15 protein-coding genes are annotated in these 20,227 nt (G+C 55.6%); 10 read left to right on the forward strand and 5 right to left on the reverse strand.

Annotated elements, in window-relative coordinates; all coding sequences use genetic code 11:
* Positions 1–605 (reverse strand): glycosyltransferase (locus A6X21_RS23175; protein ID WP_131818518.1); only part of this gene is annotated, 605 nt, incomplete at its 3' end.
* A 229-nt stretch (positions 606–834) separates the two neighbouring features.
* Between A6X21_RS23175 and A6X21_RS23180 the strand changes: the two genes are divergently transcribed.
* Together A6X21_RS23180 and A6X21_RS23185 are read left to right on the forward strand one after the other, a co-directional pair.
* Positions 835–1,854 carry a hypothetical protein gene (locus A6X21_RS23180; RefSeq protein ID WP_068853439.1) on the forward strand — a complete coding sequence of 340 codons (1,020 nt, stop codon included), beginning with the start codon at positions 835–837 and terminating at the stop codon, positions 1,852–1,854.
* Entirely contained in the window at positions 1,851–2,786 is a 936-nt protein-coding gene (locus A6X21_RS23185) for a glycosyltransferase (RefSeq protein ID WP_068853441.1), read from the forward strand. Before A6X21_RS23180 ends, A6X21_RS23185 begins: the two co-directional genes overlap by 4 nt.
* Positions 2,787–3,007: 221 nt before the next feature.
* Here the strand turns inward: A6X21_RS23185 and A6X21_RS23190 are convergent, their stop codons facing one another.
* Entirely contained in the window at positions 3,008–3,829 is an 822-nt protein-coding gene (locus A6X21_RS23190; protein WP_068853443.1) for a sugar phosphate isomerase/epimerase family protein, read from the reverse strand.
* Positions 3,830–3,920: 91 nt separating this feature from the next.
* Between A6X21_RS23190 and A6X21_RS23195 the strand changes: the two genes are divergently transcribed.
* From A6X21_RS23195 to A6X21_RS23205, 3 genes are all read left to right on the forward strand, one after another.
* On the forward strand, positions 3,921–4,655 hold the full coding sequence (locus A6X21_RS23195) for a HEAT repeat domain-containing protein (protein ID WP_068853445.1): 735 nt from the start codon (positions 3,921–3,923) through the stop codon (positions 4,653–4,655).
* A 77-nt stretch (positions 4,656–4,732) separates the two neighbouring features.
* Positions 4,733–5,317 (forward strand): TspO/MBR family protein, encoded by a 585-nt coding sequence (locus A6X21_RS23200; protein ID WP_083233863.1) that lies wholly within the window; start codon positions 4,733–4,735, stop codon positions 5,315–5,317.
* Positions 5,318–5,495: 178 nt separating this feature from the next.
* Positions 5,496–6,221 (forward strand): class I SAM-dependent methyltransferase, encoded by a 726-nt coding sequence (locus A6X21_RS23205; RefSeq protein WP_240490383.1) that lies wholly within the window; start codon positions 5,496–5,498, stop codon positions 6,219–6,221.
* Positions 6,222–6,516: 295 nt separating this feature from the next.
* Here A6X21_RS23205 and A6X21_RS23210 read toward each other — a convergent pair whose 3' ends face one another.
* The 3 genes from A6X21_RS23210 to corA form a co-directional block, all read right to left on the reverse strand.
* Entirely contained in the window at positions 6,517–8,190 is a 1,674-nt protein-coding gene (locus tag A6X21_RS23210) for a GspE/PulE family protein (RefSeq protein ID WP_068853449.1), read from the reverse strand.
* A gap of 158 nt (positions 8,191–8,348) precedes the next feature.
* Positions 8,349–11,843: a secretin N-terminal domain-containing protein gene (locus A6X21_RS23215; protein WP_068853451.1), complete on the reverse strand. Its 3,495-nt coding sequence runs from the start codon at positions 11,841–11,843 to the stop codon at positions 8,349–8,351.
* 567 nt (positions 11,844–12,410) lie between these two features.
* Positions 12,411–13,556: a magnesium/cobalt transporter CorA gene (gene corA / locus A6X21_RS23225; RefSeq protein WP_068853454.1), complete on the reverse strand. Its 1,146-nt coding sequence runs from the start codon at positions 13,554–13,556 to the stop codon at positions 12,411–12,413.
* Here corA and A6X21_RS24930 point away from each other — a divergent pair.
* From A6X21_RS24930 to A6X21_RS23250, 5 genes are all read left to right on the forward strand, one after another.
* Positions 13,555–13,794 (forward strand): hypothetical protein, encoded by a 240-nt coding sequence (locus A6X21_RS24930; RefSeq protein WP_068853456.1) that lies wholly within the window; start codon positions 13,555–13,557, stop codon positions 13,792–13,794. The genes corA and A6X21_RS24930 overlap by 2 nt on opposite strands.
* A gap of 198 nt (positions 13,795–13,992) precedes the next feature.
* Entirely contained in the window at positions 13,993–14,979 is a 987-nt protein-coding gene (locus tag A6X21_RS23235) for a diacylglycerol/lipid kinase family protein (protein WP_165603918.1), read from the forward strand.
* A 149-nt stretch (positions 14,980–15,128) separates the two neighbouring features.
* Positions 15,129–15,986, forward strand: a complete 858-nt coding sequence (kdsA, locus tag A6X21_RS23240) for a 3-deoxy-8-phosphooctulonate synthase (RefSeq protein ID WP_083233870.1) — start codon at positions 15,129–15,131, stop codon at positions 15,984–15,986.
* 74 nt (positions 15,987–16,060) lie between these two features.
* The gene (locus tag A6X21_RS23245) at positions 16,061–16,597 is read left to right on the forward strand and encodes a tetratricopeptide repeat protein (protein ID WP_068853524.1); all 537 of its coding nucleotides are present in this window, start codon (positions 16,061–16,063) and stop codon (positions 16,595–16,597) included.
* Positions 16,598–16,740: 143 nt separating this feature from the next.
* On the forward strand, positions 16,741–19,818 hold the full coding sequence (locus tag A6X21_RS23250) for a proline dehydrogenase family protein (protein WP_083233865.1): 3,078 nt from the start codon (positions 16,741–16,743) through the stop codon (positions 19,816–19,818).
* The last annotated feature ends 409 nt before the right edge of the window (positions 19,819–20,227 follow it).

The following is a 20,227-nucleotide window of genomic DNA, read 5'->3' on the forward strand; positions in this document are numbered from 1 at the left end:
AAGCCACCCAGTGCGAAGTAGGTTTCCCGAGAGACGGCCAGGACACAGCCAATCAGGGCGGGCTGATGGTAGAGGCGAGTTTCCTCGTCGAGCTGCAGATTGGACAGCGGGAGCCAGCGGCAGGAAAGGTCGGCAAGGTCGAGGCCATAGCCCAACCCTGTGCGGCCGGGGATGACAGTGAAGGTCGATTCATCCAGCGCGGGGAGAGCGGGGGTGAGAAGATCGCGGCCCTGAGATGCCTCGACACCGGCCACCAGCCGCTCCAGAGAGCCAGGTTCGGGGAGGACGTGGGCATCGAGGAAGACCAGAACCGCTCCCCGCGCTAACTCGGCAGCGCGATGCTTGGCTGGTGAAGCCCCCTGGCGGGTTTCGAAGCGTTCCACCCGCAGAGGGAACTCCGCTGAGTTCGGGAAGTCTGCAAGAGCGGCGGCGATGGAGCCATCGGTCGAAGCGTCATCGACGACAATGATCTCGCACCGGGGATGGTCGCCGGGGATTGCCGGACTGGAAAGGCTCGTAGCGAGCAGCGAAGTGCGGACGGCATGGAGTGTTCGGCTCAACAGGTGGGCTTCATTGTGGGCGGCGATACAGATCGAGAAACGCATGGGGCAATTCCTGAGACGAAGGACATCATGGGGCCGCAATGCGTCCCCTCATCTCAGCAGGAGTTGTTGCGCGGGGGTGAGGCAGCGAATGTCAAGAACCTGAAAGGAGGCTGGCGGATGGCATCTAGAAAACGCCGAAGCTTACAGCGCACCAGATTCCGTTCGGATAGAGGGCTGCGCGAAAGTGGAGCAGCCCGCACACCGCCATCGTCTTTCGCCAGGGAATGCCATGCCGCTGATTGTTGATCCCCCGCCAATAGAACCTTTGTTTTTGTCACCAGGTGATGTCTGGCGGCCTGGTGATATCTGGCCGCCTGTATTGGCTGGTCAGAATTCACTGGCAAATGTCGCCGTCGTGACGTGCCACTTCAACCCATGTGCTTACCGGGCGCCGGTGCGGAATCTCCAGCGGTTCCTGCAGCGGATGGAACAGGATGCTTTGCCTGTCTGGATGATTGAACTGGTCGTCAGTGGCGAAGCGGAAACTACCCCAGGCCAACGCGTGCGTCAGGTTCGCTCGCAGAGTGTGCTCTGGCACAAAGAGCGGCTGTTGAACCGCCTCATCGAAGAGTTGCCTCCCTCGATCGAGAAGGTGTTCTGGGTTGATGCGGATTTGTTGTTCGACGATGCGACCTGGCTGATGCGAGGAGCAGCAGCGCTGGACGAATTCCCGGTGGTTCAACCCTTCCGCGAGGCCATACATTTGGCCTGTGACGCCGGTGAGTCGGACGACGATACAACCTCAAATAAAGCCAGGGCGATGGTGAGCATCGCGCATGCGCGAAGGTCGCACCCTGCGCGATCCGAGGACTTCGGCTGGGCGCACCCGGGTTTTGCATGGGGTGCCCGTCGTGAGATCCTCGCTCGGCACGGGCTCTACGACCGGCATCCTTTAGGGAGCAACGACACTCTGATGGTGCTGGCGATGACCGGCTCGTGGGGGCATCCCCTCGTCGCCCACTTTCCTGTGGGGATGCGCCGCGATTATCTGAAGTGGGCCGAACCTTTCTATGACGATGTGAGGGGACGCATCGGTGATATCTCCGGCATTGTAAGACATCTCTGGCATGGCTCGCTTCGAAAGAGAGCCTACGCAGTGCGGGAACAGATCCTTCGCGAGCATAACTTCGATCCCGCCGCCGAACTCATAAAAAACATCCACGAATGCTGGGAATGGACGACACCCGACAGTCCTCTTGCCCGGGCCGTGAAGACCTACTTTCAAGAACGCCGGGAGGATCAGCGATGAGTGTTTTCTGCGGCTGGATCAGCCGTCATCCCCACATTCTGTACCACACGCCCTTGTCAGAGCGGCAGGCGTCGTTCTTGCCGAAGGGACGAATCACCCATTTTATCAAACAAGCATGGTTGACGACACTTGAAGACGCCGCAAGGCAACACGAGCAACTGACAACCTGGCGGCCTGGCGACGCGATCATCCACTGCTGCAACGAGCAATCGCTGCACGGGGCACTCTGGTCGGCTGGCATCCCTTCGTGCTACTTGCCCCACAATGCCTTTCTTGACGAGGAACTGTTCTCCATTGTTCCGGAAGCCAACATCGAGTTCGATGCAGTTTATAACGCCCGCTTCGCACCGTTTAAGCGGCATGCCCTGGCACGGAACATCCCGCATTTGCTCTTACTGGGAACCATTGTGGCGGAGGGGGATGACGCCGCCTACGCTGCTCGTGTCAAGCAGGAACTGTCACATGCGGTCTTCTCTGAAGATCGCTTCGGCCAGTGGTTGAACGAGCGACAGGTCGCTCGGGCTGTTTCGAGTGCAGCGGTGGGATTGTGTCTGTCGCAGGTCGAAGGAGCGATGTACGCTGCCGTCGAATACCTGCTATGCGGCCGACCGATTGTCTCGACGGCCAATCAAGGCGGACGAAACGAATGGCTACACGCCGACTTCTGCCGGATCGTCGCGACCGATCCAGACAGCATCGCCCGTGCGACCCTCGAACTGGCAATGGAGAACATCCCCCCGGAGCAGATTCGCGAACAGACTTTGCGCCAGATGACGCATCATCGCCGTACTTTTGGCGAACTCGGCCAGATGATTTACGACCGCGAACAGTCCGGCCGCGACTTTTTGCGAGACTTCTATAGCACCTTCCATCACAAACTCGGTCGCTGGATGTCGGACAAGGATTTTGAACAGGAGGTATCGGCATTGTAAGGCCGACTCAGCGACCTGAGATTAGCCGGCAAAATTCTCTCTGCGATTTGTTCAGGACGCAAAGTTCAGCAACGTTGATTGGCGATGAGCTTCCAGTATTCGTCTTCAACCACAAACTCATCGCAGGCTGATGCGATCTCCGGAGTTGCAGGCTCCTGGAGATGGCAGGCCGGTTCTGAATCCAGACCCGCCCTTACGCAATCACCTTGATTCGTGGAGGCTCAGGCAAGGCCGGATTGTTGCAGGAGTTTTCTGGTTGATTGATAAGCCTCATTGACCCAGGCTTCAATCGCATCGGGGTCGGGGCTGTATTCGAGTTCAATCGAAATGGCACCGGGGATTTCCATGTCGCGAATGGCTTCCAGATACGGGGCGAATTGGACGACGCCGCGACCTGGAGGAAGATCGCCGTGAATTTTTCCGTCGCAATCGCTGATATGAACATGGAAGGCCCGGCCTTTGAGTTTTTTAAGCTCTTCGGCGGGAACATGAGCTAAGCAGAGATGCGAGATATCGATGTTGGCACCGACGGCTGGCTCGCCCACATCGTTCAAGAAGCGATCCATCGCATCGACGCTATTGAGCAGCGAGAGGTGGAAGGGTTCCAGTTCGAGGGCGATTTTAAGGCCCAGTTCACCGGCGTAAGCCCCCAGTGCCTGACAGGCTTCGACAGCACTCTGCCACTGCTCTTCGGGGGGAATGACTTCCTGGTTCCAGATGTATTCGCCCAGAACCAGCAAAAGATTTTCGCCTCCCAGTTCGTACACCAGGTCGAGATGTTGGACGGCTCGGTCAAGATGAAACTTGCGGACACTCGGGAAGGGATCGATCAAGCCTGCTGAAACGCAGCAGATGGAGACCAGCGGCAATTCGAGTCGATCGAGTTCCCGCTGGATCGCGCGCTTTTCTGTCACGGGCAGGTCGAGGGGATCGACGAGCAGATCGACCGTGTCAAACCCGATCTCTTTCGTTTTCTGAAGGCCCCAGACGGTCTCACGGCCAGCCTGTCCCCAGGCAGAATTGATCAAACCTAAACGCGACATCATATTTCTCCGGTGGCAGAACGGCGGTATGCTGCTTCAAAGTTGATCCCTGAGAGATCGCTTTGTCAATTCGCAGCGGGGAGGAAGGCTCATGACACAACTGGATCGATTTGACGGCATGACGGTTGATGAGCTTCGAGACCGACTGAAGACGGCGACGACTCCTGAGACCAGGTTTCGGGCCATGGTCGGGCTGTGTGCGCTCCTGGATCAGGAAGCAGCTCATGCAGATCTGCTCCAGGCCATGGGAGATGCCGACACTTCACTGGTGGCTTATGCCTGTAAGCAGGTCGCGCGCAGGGCCAGTGTGTTTTCTGAGGAGCAGGCCGCAGAACTGAAGGGGCGACTGGAAGATTGCCTCAAACATGAGGATCCGGATGTCAAGTTTGAAGCGGCCAGGGCCTGGGTTCACTTCCCGTTCGAATCGCGTGTTGTCCATCGACTGCTGCATGAGTTGTTGAATGATCCGGAAACACAGCCACTGATGCTCGGCCCGGTTTTGAAGACGTTTGCCAAGGCCCACGGGCCTGTCGATCAACTGGAAGTCTCTTTCAAGCTGCTGGCAGATCATGAAAAGGAAGATCTTCGAGAAGCGGTGGCGGAATCGATTGGCTTATTGGGTGCGGAAGGGAGGCCTTTTGCCAGCCTTCTTTTGAAGCTGCTGGACGACGAAGATCCTTTTGTGCGCGAGCGGGCGGCTCATAGCCTGGCTTTGATTGGCTCACAAGCGGCAGAAATTGTGGAGGCGCTGAAAGCCGCGACTCAGGATGAAGATGAAGGCTGTGCGGAAGAAGCGAGGAAATCGCTGGAACAATTACTGAAGTGAGGTTTTCCATCCGGGGCATGTTTAGGAGTGGTACTTTTCGGCTCAATATGTCCTAATGACTTGGTCGTGGAATACCAATGATTGATCGATGGCACTTTGAGCCTGGTCAGGGGAACGCAATGTCCGGACTTTCCAGAGCTGAAGTGAATCTCTCACAGGAAGTTTCACAACCCAGTCCTGCCACTTCCATGCTGCGGTTCGCTGTCTGTGCGGTGGTGGTTTTTGCCGCCGCTGGTTATGCCTCGAGCTTCACACCCGGCCCGTGGTATCGCACGTTACAATCCCCGGTCGGTACGCCACCGAACTGGGTCTTTCCACCGGTGTGGTCAGTGCTGTATGCGCTGCTTGCCATTTCCTTCTGGTGGTTCTGGGAACAGGCTGATGCCAAGCCGCCCACTTCCAAACAGGTTTTTCGTCTGGGTGCTGCGGTCTTTGTGGTACAACTGATTGCGAATGCCTTGTGGAGCCAGTTCTTTTTTGGCTGGCACTGGATGGGTCTGGCACTGATCAACATCGGGTTCTTATGGCTCTCGATCCTGGCCATGATGTTGATCTTTCGCAGAAACTCCCCACTGGCGGCAAACTTATTGCTGCCCTATCTGGCATGGGTGGGATATGCGACCTATCTGAATGCCGGATTTTTATATCTGAATCGTGAATAAACTAACCGATGGCACAAGGTCGTGTTCAACTTCTCGGCGTCTACCCAAATCGAAATCAGGTGAGGCCATGCGGCATATCATGAATCAAACTTGTCATGAGGCAGCGAGTGCAATATTCACACACGGGGAAGCAAGCAGAAAATCGTCGCGCAAGCTGCCCGTGTGGTCTTTGGGATTCGTGATACTTTTCGCTGCCGCTGGTTCGCTGGGAATGGCGAATGAGCCGCCAGTCGCGATCGAACAAGCACCTCGTTACACCTTTCGCGAAGATCACGACCCGAACGGCACTGGTAAGTTCTACATGGGACGTGAGATTGCGCTGGTGATGAGTTTTCACGGAGCACCGTGGCTGGAACGACCCGAGCGCGAAGAAGAAGAGCGGCTTTCGAAACTGGTTCAACTCCTCGATCTGAAGCCCAATCAGGTCGCGGCTGATATTGGTGCCGGCTCGGGAGTGATCACGATGATGATGGCCGATCAAGTCGGGCCCAAGGGGAAGGTGCTCGCGGTGGATATTCAGCAGGAAATGCTCGACCTGCTGGCCGATAAACTGAACCGCCGTAATCTGCTCAATGTTGATCTGGTGCTGGGGACAGAGAAATCACCGAAAATCGCACCGGGTACACTCGACCTGGCATTGATGGTGGACGTTTATCATGAACTGGAGTTTCCTTACGAGATGATGAAGGAGATGGCGGCTTCACTCAAACCTGGTGGTCGACTCGTCTTTGTCGAGTACCGCCGGGAAGATCCGGAAGTCCCGATCAAGCTGATTCACAAGATGTATGAAGCACAGGTCCGCAAAGAAGCGGAGCAACCTGAGTTTGGCCTCAAATGGAAGGCCACTCATAAAGACCTGCCCCGGCAGCATGTCATTGTCTTTGAGAAATCCGCCCAGAAATAGAACACAAAAATCAACATCCGGCGGCATGAAATCAGGGCAATAAGGACAACTCGCTCGCCTGGACAGGAACTCCAACCAGGAGCGGCGGGTGGCTGGGGTCGGATGTCTGCATCCGCCCCCAGGTCAACAGTGCCTCACAGCACAATTGCATCCCTGAAATTCCTGATGGCCTCGCATGAACATGACTTGGAACAACCAACGTCATTCGATCTGGGGGCAAACGAGGACGTTTGACCCCAGCCACCCGGCTATCGAGTCACCTGGCTTCACCGTGGTGAAGATCGGGCCGCCGCGATTATTCCCGCTTAGCGAGACGATCAACTTCTTCGAGAGTGGTTGTGCCGTCGGCGACGCGCAAGAGGCCTGATTGTCGTAATGTGACCATACCAGCCGTCAGCGCGTAAGAGCGGATTTCTGTCGCAGCGGCCCGGCGAATACAGAGCCGGCCAATTTCAGCATCGGTCAGCAGCAGTTCAAAGATCGCCTGACGACCCGTGTACCCCGTATTGCGACATTCCCGGCAGCTTCCCGGCTCGTAAATGAATTCACAATCCGGATCGGGAAAATCATCAGGGAGCATCCCAGGCTTCACTTTGACAGGCACCTTGCAATGCTTGCAGAGTCGGCGAACCAGTCGCTGGGCCAGCACACCCGCCACGGTACTCGAAACGAGGTAAGGCTCGACACCCATATCGACCAGTCGTGCAAAAGCCGACGGGGCATCGTTGGTGTGCAGCGTACTGAAGACCAGGTGGCCCGTGAGCGAAGCCTGGATGGCGGCTTCAGCCGTTTCGCTATCGCGAATTTCCCCGATGAGAATCACATCCGGGTCGTGACGCAGAATACTTCGCAAACCTGCGGCAAACGTCAGGCCAATTTTCGAATGAACCTGAATCTGGCTGATGCCTGGCATCTGGTATTCAACAGGATCTTCGACCGTGATGATTTTGACTGAAGGGTCTTTGATCTCGTGGAGGGCACTGTAGAGCGTCGAGGTTTTACCACTCCCTGTCGGGCCGGTGACAAGGACAATCCCGTGAGGAAGAGAGATCAACTGGCGGAAGGGAACATCGACCATGGGTGGCATACCCACGTTCTTGAGGTTAAAGACCATGCGGCCTTTATCCAACAGACGCATGACAACCCCCTCGCCATACAGCATGGGGATAATCGATACGCGCACGTCGATCTCACGTCCTTTGATCTTCAGCTTGATGCGGCCGTCCTGAGGCAATCGTTTCTCGGCAATGTTCAACCGGGACATGATCTTGAGCCGGGTGACAATGGCCTGCTGAAACTGATTGATCGAAGGGGGCAATGGCTGAACACGTAACAAGCCATCAACGCGGAAGCGGATAATCAGTCCGTTTTCCTGAGGCTCAATGTGTACGTCACTGGCCTGCATTTCGAGTGCTTCCACCAGCAGCTCGTTGACCAGCTTGATGACTGAGGCTGCTTCGGCAGCATCTTCAAGATCACCCGTCTGTTCAAGTGGTTCACTGAGCAGTTCGACGCCATCGGCTGCCCGCTGGGCCACAAGCTGATTGAGTGTATCGCCCCCGACACCAAGATGATCCTTGATCATCTCAATCACATCGAGCTTGCGTGCCAGAACAGGTTCGAGATGAAACCCGCTGACGCTGGAAAGCTCTTCGAGCGATTCGAGGTTGAACGGGTCTGATGTGGCGACAATCACACTGCCGTTGTTTCGACCAATGGGCAGCAGAGAGTGCCGGAACACGGCATTTGTGGGGAACTGCATCAGCAGGTCGCGATCAATCGCTTCGTGCTTGATATCAACAAAGCGCATCCCCAGTTCCTGGGCAATGGTCTGCAGAACCTGACCTTCGTCGGCCCAGCCTTTGTCGATCACCAGTCGATCAACGCGCGCACCACTGGCGACACCCAGTTCTTTGAGCTGATCGGGAGTAATGACTCCTTTACGAACCAGTGTCGCCCCGATGTTCATAATCTCATTTCAGTCGTATCGCAGGTTGGAAGCGAAGAGAGTTGGGCTCTGATCAGTCAGGAAACTTATACCTATCACCATCTTCCCGATGGGACAGGGCTGTGAAAAGAGTTCTCTGCAGGATTCACAGGGTTTCTTGAAGCCCGCAGAAAGATTCATCAACGGCCACCACGTCCCGATCGATCACTGCGACCACTTCCTCCAAAGCCTCCACCGCCAAATCCTCCACTGGGGCGGCCACCACTACTGTTGCTCCCCCCGCCGAAGCCTCCAAAACCACTGCTGCCACCACTCCCCATGCGTTCCCGCATGCGCTGTTCCATGATGCGACGGATGTCATCCTGATTGGGCTGCTGCTGTTCCGGCTGAGGTGGATTCTGATTATTGCCATTCCCTGTTGAACTGGAACCACTTCGTGAAGGTCGGCTGCGCGATGAACCACTGACACTGACTTTGGGCATGAGTGATGAAATCGACTGTGAAAGAATCGCGGGATCGGCTTTATCCAGTGTGATCACACGAATCGTTTGCCGGGCGTCTTTTGCACGCTGATCGAGATCGAGAACCAGTTCCGAAACCTGCTGAAAGAGGGTGTCATTCGCCGAAACGACCAGATGACTGGTGCGGGTATCGACACCAATCGTCATTTCCGGCCCACGCTGGGCACCACGTCCCTGCTGACCACCTTGTTGCCCCATCAGCATGGCCAGCGGATTAAAGTCTCCACCGCCTCGGCCACTTCGTCCGCCACCTGGCATTGCCTGTGGTGATTCGAGCTTATCTTTGAAGACTTCGTTGACGATCGAAGCGACTTCTTCCACATCGGCATAGTTGACCGGGATCGAGCGAGGCAGGCGATCGCGTGCGTTTTGAGGAAGCTCTTCGGCATCGAGAATCTCCAACATCTGCTCGATCTCACGCACTTTATCGGCAGGGCCAGAGACAAACAGGGCATTGGCCCGGGTATCAGTAATGATCCGCACTGGCTGTGAAGCAGAACCGAGCGAATCCAGACCCGTCGCACTGAGCATCCCCCGGCTCATCGACGAAAAGCCGCTGGTGAAGCCGCCGAACATTCCCCCGGAATCAGCCGCCGAGGAAGCGGTCACACTGCTTTGAGGGAAGAGCCTTTCCAGCATGGTAGCGGTTTCAGTGGCATCGGCTGAGCGCAGATAGAAGATTGTCCAACGGGTACGGGCGGGAATGGTTTCTGAAAGCGCACTGAAGAGTTCTTCGAGTCGATCGAGTGCATTCGTATCGGGTGAAGTCATAATGATCTCATCACCATTCACCGTCATGGATACGCCCGGCGAAGCCTTTGTGGGTGGCTGGGACTTCGAGTCTTTCACTGGAGGAGTTTCAATCGATGACTCGGGCGAGTTTTTGCTCTGCGGATTGCTGGCAGATTCTTCTTCCAGAACGACAGCCTCAGCTTCCTGCTGAGGAGCATCCTGCAGTGTGGAAGTGCGGGAAACAGTGAGTAATCGATTTTGAGGGACTGTCGAAGCGATCTCGCGTGAGGGCTGTCTCTGCTGTGTGACCGGGAGTTCGCGTGTGACGGGTGAACGCTCGACGGGTGGATTTTCTGGTGCCGACGTCGGTTCAATCCGGCGGGCACCAGGTGTCTTCAGTTCACGCACAGGGTTTCGAGCCGAAGGCACTACAACGCGAATGGGGCTTTCTTCAGAAGCCGCCCAGACTTTCTGCATCATCTGCATCACTTCTTCAGGATCGCGGCCACCCAAAGTGAGTGATCGAACCATACCCTGGCCAGTGGCCCGTTTGGCTTGCCCAGTCCCATCTTCGCCCAGTTCTGAAAGAAGCGACTTCACTTGAGACAATTGCTCGGGTGTGCCACGAATCATCAGGCGATTGCCATAAGCATCGGGTTCAATACTGGGGGCTTCACGGCCTTCGTTCGAGAAGAGCGAACGGAGTGTGTTCGAGGCAGCAACGGGATCAAGCTTCACCAGGTTAATCACCGCCACGGATGACGAGGCGTTCCCCGCCAGTTGCTTCACGAGACGGTCAATCTCGCCATGCTCGTTTTCGTTGGCCTGGATGAAGATTTTCCCATAGCGGGTATCTTCCCCCACCACAGTCCCGGGCATGAGTGTGCTGATGGTCTTGACCACCTGTGCCAGATCACTCGAAGTGACCTGATAAACCCGCAACGACACAGGAGAATCTTCGGCGAGCGGGCGGCCATCAGCACCACGGTCCACATCGATTGACTTGATGAGATCTTCGACTGTGGGCAGCAACGTGGCCGGAGCCGCCACCAGAAGCGAGTTTGTGCGAGGATCGGCAGTGACCTGCAGTTTCGCTGCGAGACTGTTCGTGGTCGATGTGGTACGGGGTGCAGGTTGCTGCTCACGAGGATCGCGACTGCGGTCATCCCGACCGCGATCATCCCACCGGCTGCGATCACTGGAAGAAGACGATGACGAAGTCGTGGTACTGGCAGAGTTCGTAGGCAGGCCAAAGAGCCTGCGGACAGTTCGTTCGGCTTCCTGCGAAGAAATATGCTTGAGAGCAATCGATTTGAACGTCAGATCGCGGTTGCCAGTGGCTCCATCGCTGGTCAATAAGCGATAGATCCGCCGGAGATTCGAACCAATATCAGTGACGACAACCGAGTTGGTGTTTTTGAGAGCTGAGACTTTTCCTTGCGGGCCCACCAGTTCGCGAATTTCATTCGCAGCCACTTCGGCATCGAGCCCGGAGAGGGGAATCACCACGGACATCAGTTCGTTCTTGCCCCGGTTATCGAGTTCTTCGGGAAGCACGTCGGGAACCAGATTGGGTGGAATGCCCGTGGAGATATTGGCTACCACAAGAAACTGATCGCGACGTACCAGCACAAAGCCCTTGGGGAGCAGATAACCATTGAGAATGTCGAGAGCTTCGATCGGCGTGTAGCGACGGCCATCGAGATAGTTGAACGTGCCCGGCGGAATCTCTGTGAGATCAAGAGTGAGCCCCGCCTTGGTGGCAAACAACTGCAAAACATCGGCCCAGGGAGCATAACGGAAGCTAAAGGAGAAGGGACGCTCGGGATCGACAGCCGGTGAGACCGACGCGGGCTGAGGATTGAAGCTGGCTTCGATCTTGGGAGCAACGACCGGTTTGGGCAGGGCTGTGGGTGGTGCCGGAGTTGCAGGCGTGGTCGGAGTTGTGGGTGAAGGCGGAGTTGCCGAAGGAGCAGTGCTAGTTGAGGGCGTAGTCGAAGGACCTGGTGCCGTTTGTGCTGCTGGTACAGAGGGACTAGCCGCTGGTTTCGTGGCGTCGGTCGCGGGAGTTGTGGGTGCCGAAGCAGCAGCCGCAGTCCCTTTCGGTTCGGGTTTGGCCGACTGTGCGGACTCTGTGGAACTTTTCGGTTGATCGTCGCTGGTTTCGGTGGCCGCTGTTCCTGCGGGAGCGGGACTGGATGTTTCCGCTTCCTGAGCGAAAGCTGCCACTGACCATGGCAGGGCAGTGATAGCCACGGCTCGACCGACATCATCAGCACTTGTCAGCAGTGCCGGGAGGAACGCCGTCAGGACAGAGCCTGCAACAAGTCGGCAAACCGCCATAAATCCGAGTGTCCCATCAACTCCGTAAGAGGTGATTGATGACTGCTCAGAAGATTTCAGGGAGCACTTCCCGTCCATGCCACATCCTTTGCCCGGGGATCCTCTGCAGAACAAGCTCGTTCTTTTCCTGCAAGAACGCAGCCAGGGAATCACCAGAGCGGTCTCAAAAATTACTAAACAAATACTATTTAATAGTCAAAACGCGGGAAGGCCGGATCTCTCAGACTGCCGCCCCATGCTGATTCAAACCTTCGCCAGGGGAGTGAAGTTTCGGTCAAACCCTCCATTTTTTCGGCAGATGGAGCTTTCGACGGCTTAGGTAACGAGGGGGATTTGCGTTCGATGGCGAACCTTAAGTCGTCTTTTCCGATTGTAGCGTCGAGATTTCGGCGACTCCTGTCCGCGAGATGCCTCACCCGAGAAGACTAAAAATCATGTAACTGATTACCAAATAAATCTTTACAATCATTTCTACCTCTGGAAGATGGAACGTTTCCTAAAAAACCATTCTTCTCGTCTCAGAAAAAGAATCGACTGTTCGGAAACTATGGCTTCGCGCGCGATCAGTTCAAAATGTGATCAAATGAACAGTTCCGGGCGTAGACGTCGTTATCGGATGCGACAAACGAACTTGCCCATACTGCCTCAATCCAGGCCGCGGCCAGCCTGCTTATCAAAGCTTCTCAGCCAGCCTTTCCGCCAGAAAAAGACTAGAAAGCCTCCTGCAATCATGGCCATGGCCAGCAGACAGAGCGGGTATCCCCAGGGATCTTTGACTTCTGGCATGTTCTCAAAGTTCATCCCATAAATACCCGCCACGAAAGTCACCGGCAGAAACAATGTCGAGATAATCGTGAGCGTTCGCATCACGTCATTCGTGCGACTGCTGACAATGTTGTAGTAGTAGTCGCGGAGATCGCCACACGTTTCGCGGTAGATGTCGAGAATATCCATAATCTGCACCACGTGGTCATATCCATCGCGCAGGTAGAGCAGGGTTTCCCGACCAATCTGCTGGAATTCACCGCGCAAGAGATGTTGAATCGCTTCCCGCAAAGGCCAGGCCGCCCTGCGCAATTGCAGCAGGTCGATCCGATGATCGTGAATGCGGCGCAGCGATTCAGGATTGGGCTGACCTTGAACCGCCTCTTCGATCCGGTCGAGATCTTCACCCATCCCTTCGATCACCGGAAAGTAACTGTCAATGACCGCATCGAGCAGTTCATAAAGGAGATAATCAACGCCGAGTGTCCGCGTACGACCACGACCCGATTTCAGACGTTCGCGCACATTGTCGAAACAATCGCCCTCGAGATCTTCCTGAAATGTGAGCAGGATATTCCCCACCAGGACAAAGCTGATCTGCTCACTTCGAAAGGGGGGCCCCAGGACTCGCCGGGCGACAATAAACAACTGGTCGTCGTAGTTATCGACCTTCGCTCGCTGATGAGTATTGACGACATCTTCCATGGCCAGCGGGTGGATTTTGAAATCTTTAGCGAGCGATTTCAGGAGTTCGGCATCACCATAGCCATCGATATTCAGCCAATGCACCCGATCAGGAATCAGGAGGCTGGGAAGCTGTTCGATCGAGAAATCAGCAGCTTCGCGATAATCGCCAGGAGAATAGGAAATAAGTTCCATGCGGGCTGGCCGCTGCTCGTGAGGCGTAATCGTCCCTGGCGGAAGCCCGACCGCAGTCCGCCGGCGAAACCAGCGTCTGCGAATTTCCCCTTTGCGTGAATTCGGTGGTATGGATGCAGCAGCCAGGCTCGGTGGAGAGGAGGACATGCGTTTCCCTGCAAAAGTTCTGTTCAAGCCGCACTGTCAAATACAACCCGCACTGCCAGATTCAAGCCGCTCTGTTGAGTGCGTTCTGGTCGTCGCCGGATTGTGCCTGAGATCACTCCCCATTCGCCAGATTGAAAATGCTGCCAGTGAAATCGTCCAGAGTGAAAATGTCCGGAGCGAGAATCGCCAGGGTGATCTCGAACGACATGAAACCTCACAGACACAAATCGTTGGCTGAGTCAGGAAATTCCTCAGCACGATGGGGGCTCCTGCCAGAGCTTACCTGAAGAAGGGCTGAATCCTGGATGGACAATTCCGGCTGACAATAGCGAAGTCCACCACGCCTTGGCACAATCAGCAAGGCGGGCCATTGGTAAAAACTGATTGATGAGTGACTGAATTCCGAAGCATGGCCAGTGGATCAAGAGGGGCTTGTGTGAGCGGGTACGTTGTGATTCAGCGAAATCCTCATTCGGGAACGCATCGCCGCTCGCATGTTCTTCTGGATCTGATTGCCGGGTTGAAAAAAGCGGGGCTTAAGCCGCGACTATTTTCCAATCGATCTCGGCTCGATGAGTTTGTCCTGCGCCATCAACCAGCGGGAGATCTCGTGGCGATGGTGGCAGCCGGTGGTGATGGGACAGTGGATGATCTGCTCAACAGACATCCCGAATTACCATTGGCCATACTGCCTTTAGGCACCGAGAATCTGCTGGCTCGCTACCTGGGGTTTCGGCTGGATGGCATATGGCTGGCAAAGATCATTGCTCAGGGCCATGTGCGGGAAATGGATCTGGCCCGGGCAAATGGCCGCCTGTTCTGCACTGTGGCCAGTGCTGGCTTTGATGCCTCGATTGTGCATGATGTGCACTCCCGCCGCTCAGGTCATGCGAACCGCTGGAGTTACTTTTTTTCGTTTCTCAGGCATCTGGTTTCCTATCGTTTCCCCGGCATGAATGTCGTCGTGCATTCTTCACGCGGAGTGGAAAAACATTCCGCCACGCAATTGTTTGTGAGCAATGTCCCTCGTTACGCCATGCAACTGCCGGTTGGTCGCGGTGGCGATGAAGCCGATGGTCTTCTGGAAGTCGAGCTGATCTCGATCAGCCATATCGGGGCACTGTTGTGGGTACTGGGCTGGATGTTTTTGGGAAAACCTTCAGGAGTCAGGCTGCAGGCCACCGAGCTGATGATCACTTCTTCGCAGGATGCAGCCGTACTTTTCGAGGTCGATGGAGACCCATCCGGAGAGACACCCATGCATTTGACGATTTCTCCACGCGGACTCAAGCTGATCGATACCCGTTCGGCCCAGAGTTCCAAAAGTGCGGCTGCAATACCCAGCGATAGCAGTGCTGCAGAGCCGACTGCACCAGCGGGAAAACTTCCGGAGATCGCCAGTTTGCCGGTGTCTGGAAACTGACAGTGTCTGGAAACTGACAGTGTCTGGAAACTGACAGTCCCTGCAATCCTGTCAGACACTTCGCTATAGTGATGTTGCTGGTTGGAAAAGGCTTTTTGACTGACGATCGACTGACTGTTTACTGAATCATTTTCGCAGGGATGCACGCGATGTTGCCAAGTCTTGATAACCCGATCGAAATTGGCTCTTACCGCTGTGGAAAAGGACAACCACTGCTGTTTGTAATTGGCCCGTGTGTCATTGAATCGCATGAGCTGATTACGAAAGTTTCTGGTGAACTGGCCGAACTGGCAGCGAAGAAGAATCTGCAGATCGTCTTCAAATCAAGCTTCGATAAAGCGAATCGCACCAGTGGCGACAGTTTTCGCGGGCCAGGGCTGGAACGTGGTCTTGAAATTCTGGCCAAAGCCCGCGAAGCCACAGGTTTGCCAATCACGACCGATCTGCATGAGCCGTCTCAGGCCGAACCTGTTGCCAAAGTGTGCGACATTCTGCAGATCCCTGCTTTTCTGGCCCGCCAGACGGATCTGGTCGAAGCTTCTGCCCAGGCGGCGGCCAAGTTTGGCCGGGTGGTCAACGTCAAAAAGCCTCAGTTCGTGGCACCGGAAGACATGGTGCATGCCGTCAAAAAGTGCAAATCGGTCGGTTGCCATCAGGTGATTCTGACAGATCGCGGCACGATGTTCGGCTACGGTCGGCTGGTCAATGACTTTCGCTGTGTGCCGGTCATGCACGGCTTTGGTGTCCCGGTGATGTTCGATGCCACGCACAGTGTGCAAATGCCGGGAGGCAGCACGACCGGTGGTAATCGCGCGCTGGTTCCATTCCTGGCGCGCGCTGCCGTGGCCTGTGGAGTCGATGCCGTCTTTCTGGAGACGCATCCCGATCCTGATCGTGCGATGAGTGATGGCCCGAATCAGGTGGCTCTCGCCGATCTGCCAGGGATCATCCATCAGCTCGTGCGATTGCGTGAGCTGACTCTGGAGTTGACGGCTGACGAGCGATGACAATTGTGAGATGCTGGAACCCGCCAGCTTTTCATGCTAATAATCGAAGCTCAGACGATTTTTCGGGGGAGGATATGGTCTACAACCCGCGACGAATTCGAGAACGCAGGCTCGATGCAGCCCGAGGGTATCTGTTGCTGGAAATGCCTCAGCCAGCCCTGGCCGAGCTGGCACAGATTCAAGATCCCGGCCCGCAGAAGTTTGAATTCCATCTGCTGAAAGGCGAATGCTTCCGGGCTTTAAAACGACACGAGGAAGCGTTAAGCGAGTTTGAAGAAGCCCACCATCTGCATCCCAGCGATCTCGATGTGCTCATGGGAATGGCCTGGTGCTTCAAGCGCACCAGTCAGTTACTGCGGGCGATTGACACGATGCATTCGGCATACGCCTCGCATGCGGAAGAACCAGTCGTCCTTTACAATCTTTCGTGTTACTACGCACTGGTCGGGCAGCGCGAACAGGCTTTGAGCTGGCTGGGCCGGGCTTTGCGGATGAATCGCGAACTTTTGAAGCTTGTTCCCGATGAGACGGATTTCGATCCGATTCGCGAAGATGCCGAGTTCCGTCTGCTGATTCATCTGGCGGCATCGAGCAAATCCGCTGCGAAATAGGGACTTTTCGACGAAACTGGCATGACGAGCCTGGCATCAGGTGCGGCCTCTCCTGTAGCCGCCACAGGAAATATCGTCGCTTCGCCCGCTAACTTGTTCATAACGTCGCACTCAGTCACAATAGGCCAAAAGGACTGCTGTGCATGGCCAAACGTAAATCTGCCTCCACTCTTGCTCAACCACAACCAATCCCTGGGGTTGATGATGCTCGAATTGAAGCGGAAACAACTCAACTGGGTGAATTGATCTGGCGACGACTCGCTGCCAGACAACCATCATTCTTTGAACAGCGCTGGTGGGATGATCGCATTCTGGCAGCGGCCATGAATGATGAATCTCTCAAGGTGCAGATGTTCCGGTTTGTCGATGTGTTGCCGCGACTGAAAACGCATCAATCGATGACCCGTCATCTTCAGGAATACTTCGACGAGATTCGCGAGCATCTTCCCTGGGCAATCCAACTGGTGGGATTTGGTGTGGAGCAGGTCGCTCCGAATTCGATTCTTTCGAGGACACTCGCCTTCAATGCGCGGAACAACTCGCAGCGGATTGCCCGGCGTCTGATGGGTGGTGAATCGACCGATGATGTTCTGAAGACAATTCATAAACTTTATCGGCAAGGTTATCTCTTCTCACTCAATGACCTGAGCTCGAAAGTTGTCAGTCAGACCGAGGCAGACCAGTACCAGCAGCGATATCTCGACTTGCTGTCGTCACTGGGCCCGGAGGTCAGCAACTGGCCAGCCCATACAGCTTATGCCCATGCTGCTGCAGTCGAGGGTCAGCCAGCCGTGACTGCGGAGATTCCTCAACTGCAGCTTTCGCTCAAACTGTCGTCGTTAACCAGCGATTTTCGCCCACTCGACGCTCAAGGGACCACGCGTGTGGTGCTGGAGCGATTGCGGCCCATTCTCCGTCTGGCCATCGAGCAGCAGTCGATTGTGCAGATCGAACTGGAGCACTCGACGACGAATCGATTGATTCTGGAGATTGTTCAGCAGGTCCTCTCGGAAAAAGAATTCCAGAGCTGGGCCGATTGCGGCATCACTTTGCCGGCGTATCTGAAAACAGCCGAAAGCGATTTGACGGCACTGGCAGCCTGGATTCAAAAACGTGGCACACCGATTCGCATCTGCCTGACCAAGGGAGACTATTGGAATCAGGAGATTGCCCTGGCTCAGTCAAAAAGCTGGCCTGTGGCTGTCTTTGAAGAGGAATGGCAGATCGACGAAAACTACGAAAAGCTCTCTCGAGCTTTGATCGATCAGCCGGAGCTATTCAAGCCTGTGTTTGCAGGGCAGAGCTTGAGAAGTCTTTGTTATGTTCTGGCCTATGCTCAGGCCCGCGATCTGCCACGCTCTCAAGTTGAACTGCAATTGCGATACGGTTTGGCCGATGAGCAGGCCCAGGCATTTGCCGAACTGGGTTGCCGGGTCCGCATTGATACGCCGGTCGGTCATCATGTGAAAGGAATGGCCCGCCTGGCGCGTCACTTCCTGGAAAACTCTGCGAATGATTCGTTTCTCAGGCAAGGCTATTCCGCCGAAGTCTCCATCGAGGATCTGCTTATGAATCCCACCGTCGCCGGCCAGACGGCCCGGGTCCGAAAAACCTCGAAAATGTGGACTGTTCCACCCCAGGGCTTCGTGAATGAACCAGTGACTGACTTTTCGATTCCTGCTCATCGGGAAGCGATGCAGGGGGCGATTGAAAAGGTCGAACATCAATTCGGGCAAACCTACTCGTTGATCATCAATGGTCGTCGGGAAGATACGCGACAGAATCTGACAGTTCGTTCCCCTTCCGACAAATCGAAAGTGCTGGGACTGGTCGCATCGGCAAGTCCGGAGCAGGCCCTGGCTGCGATCGATTCGGCCCGACGGGCTTTCGTGCGATGGTCAGTGATTGAAGCCAGTTATCGGGCTGAATATCTCGAACTGATTGCGCGTGAACTCAGGCAGCGCCGATTTGAACTGGCTGCCTGGCAGATCTTCGAATGTGGCAAGCCCTGGGCGGAAGCCGATGCCGATGTGGCCGAAGCCATCGACTTCTGCAATTACTACGCGATGCAGATGCGCGAACTGGCCCAGCCTCAAAGGTTCGACATTGCCGACGAAGAGAACGCTTACTTCTACCGTCCGCGTGGTGTGGTGGTGGTGATCTCCCCCTGGAATTTCCCCCTGGCTGTCCTGACCGGGATGGTCGCTGCTGCCCTGGTGGCTGGAAATACCGTCATTATCAAGCCCGCTGAACAGGCTTCAGTGACGGCTGCGAAACTGATGGAAATCCTCCAGGCCTGCGGTATTCCGGACGGTGTTGTCACCTTCCTGCCCGGTGTCGGGGAAGAGATTGGCCCGGTTCTCGCCGGGAGCCCTGATGTCGATCTGGTGGCCTTCACCGGTTCGACAGAAGTCGGATTGACCGTGAATCAGTCGGCAGCACAGGTTCATGCGGCTGCACAGTCGATCAAGCGCGTCATTACGACCTTGAGTGGTCACAACGCCATCATTGTGGATGCCGATGCCGACCTGGATGATGCCGTCACGGGTGTGATGGAAAGTGCCTTCAGTTATGCAGGGCAGAAGTGCTCATCGTGCTCGCGAGTCATTGTGATTGGTGAAATCTACGACGAATTCATCAAACGACTCGTGGCAGCCACTTCTGATTTGAAACTGGCCCGTGCGGAAGATCCCGCCTGCCAGATGGGGCCCGTGATTGATGAAGAGTCTTACAAAAGACTGCTCGCAATCATCGAAGACGCAAAGCAGACCTGCGAAGTGATTCTCGCGATGGAAGCGGGCTCACTGGCCAAAAAAGGTTACTTCGTGGGCCCGCATATCCTGGCGAATATTCCGAGTGAGTCACGCCTCAATCGGGAGGAAATCTGCGGCCCGATTCTCCTCGTGTACAAAGCTGCCGATCTCTCGGAAGCCCTGGGGATGGCCAACAGCGTGCCTTATGCTTTGGCCGGTGGTTTGTATAGCCGCAGCCCGGCGAATCTTAAACGGGCCAAGCAACAGTTTCTGGCAGGAAATCTGTATCTCAATACTCCGGTTACGACGGGTCTGGTTGCCCGGCAACCTTTCGGGGGATTCAAACTCTCCGGGATTGGCAGCAAGACGGGCGGGCCAGATTACCTCCCGCAATTCATGGTGCCAGTCAACGTGACAGAAAACACCTCCCGGCGTGGCTTCAGCCCCGAGACAACGACTGAAAATTAAAACCCGGAAGTTGTAACAGCGGCAAGACCCTCACCCGGCACTCCGTGCCACCCTCTCCCGCGCAGACGCGAGCGAGGATTTTTTCTCCTTCTCCCGTTCCGACGGGAGAAGGCCGGGATGAGGGTGAGCTCGAACGTGTTTGTCGAACAATCAACAACCGACCTCATCGCGGAATGCTTGTCATTTCTTGTCACTGGCCAACACTCGGCGCCCCTGCGGCAACCCTTGTGAATGAGGCATATCGATTGGTCAGACCCTCACCCGGCACTCCGTGCCACCCTCTCCCACGAAGACGCGGGCGAGGGTTCTTATCTCCTTCTCCCGTTCCGACGGGAGAAGGCCGGGATGAGGGTGAGTTCGAACCTAGTTGGCGTTCTATCAACCAGCAGCCTCATCGCGGAATGCTTGT

It is taken from the genome of Planctopirus hydrillae (genome assembly GCF_001707835.1).
In the GTDB taxonomy this organism is placed as follows: domain Bacteria; phylum Planctomycetota; class Planctomycetia; order Planctomycetales; family Planctomycetaceae; genus Planctopirus; species Planctopirus hydrillae.